8 protein-coding genes and 1 pseudogene are annotated in these 5,400 nt (G+C 68.2%); 5 read left to right on the top strand and 4 right to left on the bottom strand.

What is annotated here, in order from left to right; translation table 11 throughout:
- Together JHC57_RS20900 and eno are read right to left on the bottom strand one after the other, a co-directional pair.
- A pseudogene (locus tag JHC57_RS20900) lies at positions 1–278 on the bottom strand (hypothetical protein); the annotation flags it as partial.
- A gap of 80 nt (positions 279–358) precedes the next feature.
- A complete protein-coding gene (eno, locus tag JHC57_RS20895; protein ID WP_294032508.1) occupies positions 359–1,633 on the bottom strand; it encodes a phosphopyruvate hydratase in 1,275 nt (424 codons plus the stop codon).
- A gap of 201 nt (positions 1,634–1,834) precedes the next feature.
- On the opposite strand from eno, the gene JHC57_RS20890 reads away from it, so the two are divergent.
- The 5 genes from JHC57_RS20890 to JHC57_RS20870 all read left to right on the top strand — a co-directional run bounded on the left by JHC57_RS20890 (position 1,835) and on the right by JHC57_RS20870 (position 3,863).
- Positions 1,835–2,383, top strand: coding sequence for a hypothetical protein (locus JHC57_RS20890; RefSeq protein ID WP_294032507.1), 549 nt, complete (start codon positions 1,835–1,837; stop codon positions 2,381–2,383).
- A gap of 7 nt (positions 2,384–2,390) precedes the next feature.
- On the top strand, positions 2,391–2,855 hold the full coding sequence (locus tag JHC57_RS20885) for a phage holin family protein (protein ID WP_294032506.1): 465 nt from the start codon (positions 2,391–2,393) through the stop codon (positions 2,853–2,855).
- Positions 2,839–3,228 carry a hypothetical protein gene (locus JHC57_RS20880; RefSeq protein ID WP_294032505.1) on the top strand — a complete coding sequence of 130 codons (390 nt, stop codon included), beginning with the start codon at positions 2,839–2,841 and terminating at the stop codon, positions 3,226–3,228. The genes JHC57_RS20885 and JHC57_RS20880 overlap by 17 nt, the downstream gene beginning before the upstream one ends.
- A complete protein-coding gene (locus JHC57_RS20875) occupies positions 3,212–3,568 on the top strand; it encodes a hypothetical protein (protein ID WP_294032504.1) in 357 nt (118 codons plus the stop codon). Before JHC57_RS20880 ends, JHC57_RS20875 begins: the two co-directional genes overlap by 17 nt.
- 79 nt (positions 3,569–3,647) lie before the next feature.
- A complete protein-coding gene (locus JHC57_RS20870; protein WP_294032503.1) occupies positions 3,648–3,863 on the top strand; it encodes a DUF4170 domain-containing protein in 216 nt (71 codons plus the stop codon).
- A gap of 36 nt (positions 3,864–3,899) precedes the next feature.
- Here the strand turns inward: JHC57_RS20870 and JHC57_RS20865 are convergent, their stop codons facing one another.
- Positions 3,900–4,178 carry an ETC complex I subunit gene (locus tag JHC57_RS20865; RefSeq protein ID WP_294032502.1) on the bottom strand — a complete coding sequence of 93 codons (279 nt, stop codon included), beginning with the start codon at positions 4,176–4,178 and terminating at the stop codon, positions 3,900–3,902.
- 67 nt (positions 4,179–4,245) lie between these two features.
- Positions 4,246–5,400: ATP-dependent helicase C-terminal domain-containing protein (locus tag JHC57_RS20860; RefSeq protein WP_294032501.1), on the bottom strand; the 1,155-nt coding region annotated here is incomplete at its 5' end.

The following is a 5,400-nucleotide window of genomic DNA, read 5'->3' as shown; positions in this document are numbered from 1 at the left end:
ACCACCACCCCCGCGGCCAGTGCCCCTCCGGCCCGGCCCAGCCGGCGATGCCAGGCCATGTTCCGCCGCTCGACGAGCAGCGACTGCGTCAGGAAAAAGGCGATCCACCCGAACAGCAGGACGGCGTGCCCGTAAACGACCGGATGCGCGCGGAAGGTGCCGGCGAACAGGGGATGAAAGAAGGTCCTGGCGAAACCGGCCAATGCCGCCGCCGTCCCGACCAGCGCGAGCCCCAGGAACAGCCGCGACCGAGCCGCCGCAGGTGTCCGCTTTGTCATCGGCAACCCCCCGTTCGCTTTTCGGGGGTCAGTCCTAACGATCGCGCGGGCGTTCGCAACCCCGCGCGAGCAGGCGAAGATCACCCGAAAATCGTGCTTCCCGGATAGCGCGCCATGTCGCCCAGCTCTTCCTCGATGCGGATGAGCTGATTGTATTTGGCGAGCCGGTCGGAGCGCGCGAGGCTGCCGGTCTTGATCTGGCCGCAGTTGGTCGCGACCGCGAGGTCGGCGATCGTCGAATCCTCGGTCTCGCCCGAACGGTGCGACATGACGGCGGTGTAGCGCGCGCGGTGCGCCATATCGACCGCGTCGAGCGTTTCACTAAGCGTGCCGATCTGGTTGACCTTGACGAGCAAAGAGTTGGCGAGGCCGTCCCTGATACCCTGTTCAAGCCGCGCCGGGTTGGTGACGAACAGATCGTCGCCGACGAGCTGGCACTTGTCGCCGACAAGGTCGGTCAGCGCCTTCCAGCCGGTGAAATCATCTTCGCTCATCCCGTCCTCGATCGACTTGATCGGATAGTCGGCGACCAGCGCGGCGAGATATTCGGCCATCTGTTCGGGGCTCAGCGACAGGCCTTCGCCGCTGATTTCATATTTTCCGTTCCTGAAGAATTCGGTCGCGGCACAATCGAGCGCGAGCACGACGTCGCTGCCGAGCTTGAAGCCCGCCTGATCGACCGACGCGGCGATGAAGTCGAGCGCGGCGCGCGTCGAGGCGAGGTTCGGCGCGAAGCCGCCCTCGTCGCCGACGGCCGTGGCGAGACCTTTCGCCGACAGCCCCTTCTTCAGCGTGTGGAAAATCTCGCTGCCCCAGCGGACGGCTTCGGCGATGCTGCCGGCGCCGACGGGCATGATCATGAATTCCTGCACGTCGATCGGATTGTCGGCATGCTCGCCGCCGTTGATGATGTTCATCATCGGAACCGGGAGCGTGCGCGCCGAGACGCCGCCGACATAGCGGTAGAGCGGCAGGCCGCGCGCGTCGGCGGCCGCTTTTGCCGCCGCGAGGCTGACGCCGAGGATCGCATTGGCGCCGAGGCGGCTCTTGTTCGGCGTGCCGTCGAGGTCGATCATCGCCATGTCGAGCTCGCGCTGGTCCTCGGCATCGAGGCCGATCAGCGCCTCGGCGATATCGCCGTTCACCGCGGCAACGGCTTTCGTCACCCCCTTGCCGAGATAACGCGCCTTGTCGCCGTCGCGCAACTCGACGGCTTCGTGCGCGCCGGTCGAGGCGCCCGACGGAACCGCGGCGCGGCCGAAGCTGCCGTCCTCCAGCAACACATCGACTTCGACCGTGGGATTGCCCCGGCTGTCGAGGATTTCGCGGCCGTGGATGTCGATGATGGCGGTCATGGAAACTGTCCTGCTGGGCGGCCGCGAGCGGACCGGGTGGGAAAGGCGCCCGCCTGTTATCGGCGCCCTGCCGCCAGCGCAACCACTGCATAGGAATTTTGCAGAGGGATGGAACCATTCGGCGCGCCTTGCTATATATCTGGGAGGACCAAGAGAGGCCCGCCCGCACGCGCGGCGCCCGACACGACAGAAGAGGACAAAATGATGGCCAAAGCCGCTACTCCCGCGACGAAGAAAGCCGCAGCTCCCCGTCCCAAGGCTCCCGCGAAGGCCGCCGCCGTCAAGGCCGCGCCCGCCCGCAAGCCCGCAACCGTGAAGGCCGCCAAGGAGCACCCGATCCGCGACCAGATCGCCGCGACGCGCGACACCATCAAGTCCGAAGCATCGAAGAAGGCCGCCTCGCTGAAGCAGGAAGCGACGACGCTCAAGAACCAGGCCTCGACCAAGGCGCGCGACGCCGCGAACAAGGGCAAGGACAAGGCGGCCGAAGCCGTCGGCAGCCTCGCCAAGTTGCTCGAGGACAGCGCCGGCACGGTCGACAGCAAGTTCGGCAAGCAATATGGCGACTATGCCCGCTCGGCCGCGACGACCGTCGCGGGTCTTGCCACGACGCTGGACAAGAAGGATCTCGACGAACTCGCCGCCTCGACGCGCGACATGGTCAAGAAGAATCCGGCGATCGCCGTCGGCGCCGCAACGGTGATCGGCTTCGTGCTCGCCCGCATGCTCAAGGGCAGCTCCAACGATTGACCGGACCTTGGCATCTGCAGATCCGAACATCCCGCCCACGTCCGACGCGCGCAGCTTTGACGGCATAAGTCATGGTTATGCGCCCGACGGGCGCCCGATAACGCCGCCCCCCGTGCCGCTCGAAAAGATCGTCGGCGACGTCGTCGACAATATTTCGGCGACGGCGAAGGCGGAGCTCGCCCTGCTCGAAGCGCGCACCGAACTGGCGCTGCATGGCGTGACCTGGACCGCGGGCTGGGGCACGGTCGCCGCCAGCGCGCTGGGTATCGCGATGCTGGCGCTCGCTTTCGGTGCGATCCTCGCGCTCGCGCCGCATGTGGGGCCGTTCGTCGCGACGCTGATCGTCGTCGCCGTGCTGCTCGCGGTTGCGGGCTTCGCGGGGTGGCGCGCGCAGAAGAGCTATGCCGACATCCGTACCGCGCTGCGCCGCGACCTGACCAACGAGGGGATCGACGATGCCGCGGACGCGTAATCGCCTGATCGCCGCGGCGCGCCGCTCGATGCTCCAGCGCGCCGAACTCCACCGGCGGCTCGACGCCGCGCGGGCGGCGCTGCGCCCCTCGGCGCTCGTCGATCGCGGAAAGTACCGCATCGGCGAAGCGGCCGATGACGCCGCGCATGCGGTGCAGGAACAGTTCCGCAACAACAGGCTGCCGATCGCGATCGCCGCCGCGGCGGGCGCCATATGGCTGCTGCGCGAACCGATCAGGGAACATGCGCCGAAGCTGGCGCGGAAGGTTCAGGATCTGGCGGCCGACATCGCCGGTCATTTCCGTGTCCCCGAGGAACCGGCGGACGAAGACGACACAGAGGAATTGGAGGAAGACAATGAAGCCGTTCGGTGAAACCGCGCGCGAGACGCGTGCCAAAGCGAGTGAACTTGCGGAGAAAACCGCCGAAAACGCGCGCCTGACCGCCGAGGCCGCGAAGGCGCGCATCCAGGACGGCTACGGCCGTGCCCGCGCCGCGACCGAAGACTTCGCGGCGAAGGCGAGCGAGCAGGCCGGCGTCGCGCGTGAAGCCGCCGGCGAGGCCTATGAAAAGGGCAAGGCGCAGGCGAAGCGCGCGAACAGCAAGCTGAAGGACGTTGCCGAAAAGCAGCCGCTGACGCTCGTCGCGGGCGCGGTCGCGGTCGGCGCGCTGCTCGGATCGCTGCTGCCCAAGGGTCGCAAAGACGAGGAATGAGCCGGACTTGCCGTAAGGGCGAAGCGCTGGTAGGGGCGCCCATCCTCCCCTTCCAGTGCTACCCGCAAGGAAAGCAGCCATGAGCAAATTGCATCTCGTGTTCGGCGGACGCGTCGCCGACCCGCAGGGTCTCGACTTCGTCGACCTTCACAATCTCGACGTCGTCGGCCTCTATCCCGACTATAAAACGGCCGAAAAGGCATGGCGCAGCGCCGCGCAGCGCACGGTCGACGATGCCGAAATGAAATATGTCGTCGTCCACCTGCACAAGCTGCTGCAGCCCGACGCGGAATAAACGGGAATTCGGCGGCCCTTCGGGGCCGTCCCCTTATCAGCGGAAATTGTCGGCGTAGGCCTGGATTTTCAGCGTCCGGACGGGGGTCGCGGTGACCTCGACCTCGATACCGTTCTTCTCCGCATAGGCGACCGCCTCTTCGCGGCTCGCAAAGCCCAGACGAAGCTGGCGCTGCGTGTCGCCGCTGCCGGCCCAGCCCATCAGCGGATCGGCCTTGCGCGCCTCGGCGGGCGCATATTCGAGCATCCAGCGCTGCGTCCCGGCACGCCCCGACTGCATCGCATTCTTGGGCTTCTGGAAAATACGCGCTTTCATCGGGGTCGTCCTGTATCTGGGGCCTGAGCCGACGCCTTAGCGCCAAGCGACGGGTACGAAAAGAGGGCTATTGCGCATCGCGCCGCGCCTGCGCCGCCTTCGTCATCAGCGTGGCGCGCGCGTTCGCCGGATCGTCGGGCCAGCTATGTTTGGGATAGCGCCCGCGCATCTCGCGCGCGACGTCGTGCCAGCTCCCGCTCCAGAAGGAGACGAGGTCGCGCGTGGTCTGGATCGGCCGGTGCGCGGGCGAGGTCAGCGCGAGGATGAGCGGCACCGGCGGATCGCCGATCGTGGGGTGGCGGGCCAGCCCGAACAATTCCTGCACGCGCACGCTGACCGTCGGGCCGCCGTCGGCGCCATAGTCGATCGGATGCCGGCTGCCGACCGGCGTCGTATAGTCGGCGGGCGCGTGCTTCTCGAGCAATTGCCGCGCAGGCCAGTCGAGTAACCCCATCAACGCGTCGGTGAGCCTGCGGTCGCCGATATCGCGAAGGCCGCGACATCCTGCGAGCAAGGGCTCGAGCCACAGTTCGAGGCTGTCGGCGAGCGCCCCGGTCGAGAGCGCGTCGATCCCGGCATAGGAAGCACGCTGGCGCAGCGCCTGCGGCGCGGGGCCCCAGCCGATCAGCCCCAGCCCCTTGCCGCGCACCGCCGCCATCCGCACCGCGACATCGTCCCCGGCATTTTCGCTGCGCCCCGCCTGCCCGCTCGTCAGCGCGATCGCGCCGAGCCGCCGTTCGCGGCGATGATCGACGCGATCGTTCGCACTGTCGTAGCTGCTCGCCGAATGCGCCACGATGCGGTTGGCGAAGAGGGCCTCGACTTCGGCCTGATCGATCGGCGCCGCGGCGAGGATGCGCACCCCCGCAGCATGGCCCTGCGCGTCGGCGATCGCGAGCCATTCGTTCCCGGCAAGCGGATCGACCGGGTCGAGGCGATAGGCACGCCCGCCGACGCTCAGATACTCGCCCCGCTGCCCTGCCCGCCGGCGCGCGACGCGGTCGGGCCAGGCGGTCGCGATCCAGCCGCCGATCGAGCGCGGTTCGACATCGCCCGCCGCAGCCGCCAACTTCTCGCCGATCGTCGCGAGGCGTCGCGCGAGCCGCCACGCGCCTTCGCCGCGTTCGTTGCGTTGCCCGCGCCAGCGCCCGAGCCGCGCATCGACATCGACACCCCGCCCGCCGAGGCCCGGCTCGGTGAGCAGCACCGCGAGCCGCCCCGC

Origin of the sequence: Sphingopyxis sp. (genome assembly GCF_016463645.1) — a bacterium.
Taxonomy (GTDB): domain Bacteria; phylum Pseudomonadota; class Alphaproteobacteria; order Sphingomonadales; family Sphingomonadaceae; genus Sphingopyxis.
Note: the sequence above shows the minus strand (reverse complement) of the source record. Positions and strands in the feature narration are given on the sequence as shown.

Excerpts from the sequence above, each read along its gene's own strand:
- JHC57_RS20865 (WP_294032502.1), bottom strand. The coding sequence starts at position 4,178 with ATGAAAGCGCGTATTTTCCAGAAGCCCAAGAATGCGATGCAGTCGGGG.
- JHC57_RS20875 (WP_294032504.1), top strand. The coding sequence starts at position 3,212 with ATGAAGCCGTTCGGTGAAACCGCGCGCGAGACGCGTGCCAAAGCGAGT.
- JHC57_RS20880 (WP_294032505.1), top strand. The coding sequence starts at position 2,839 with ATGCCGCGGACGCGTAATCGCCTGATCGCCGCGGCGCGCCGCTCGATG.
- JHC57_RS20890 (WP_294032507.1), top strand. The coding sequence starts at position 1,835 with ATGATGGCCAAAGCCGCTACTCCCGCGACGAAGAAAGCCGCAGCTCCC.
- JHC57_RS20870 (WP_294032503.1), top strand. The coding sequence starts at position 3,648 with ATGAGCAAATTGCATCTCGTGTTCGGCGGACGCGTCGCCGACCCGCAG.
- eno (WP_294032508.1), bottom strand. The coding sequence starts at position 1,633 with ATGACCGCCATCATCGACATCCACGGCCGCGAAATCCTCGACAGCCGG.